Origin of the sequence: Brevibacillus halotolerans (assembly GCF_026891775.1) — a bacterium.
GTDB classification, from domain to species: Bacteria; Bacillota; Bacilli; order Brevibacillales; family Brevibacillaceae; genus Brevibacillus_B; species Brevibacillus_B halotolerans.
In genome coordinates this window covers 1-255 of record NZ_JAPTNK010000086.1, presented here as the reverse complement: position 1 = coordinate 255, position 255 = coordinate 1, and the positions used below count along the sequence as shown (strand labels likewise).

The 255-nt window shown below is 32.5% G+C and carries 1 protein-coding gene; it reads right to left on the bottom strand.

The window, feature by feature from the left end; all coding sequences use genetic code 11:
- Positions 1 to 239: DUF1385 domain-containing protein (locus O0550_RS24850; protein WP_396125786.1), on the bottom strand; the 239-nt coding region annotated here is incomplete at its 3' end.
- Positions 240 to 255 lie beyond the last annotated feature (16 nt).

Here is a 255-nt window from a genome sequence, read left to right as displayed (position 1 = left end):
AAAAGTGGCATGTATGGAAACAAAATCATTAATAAGAGTAATACCACTACCAATATGGTTATAAGATTAGTGCCACAATCATCGGATATTCGACTCATCTTCCTCACATTCTCAATTGTCAAATCTATACCAGCACTAAAAGCGTTATAGACCATATGTTCAGCACCATGATATCTAGACAGCCTACTAAATCTTATTACTGCCAGACTAATAATTAATACAAGCAATATGACTGACATAGTTAATGATATAATA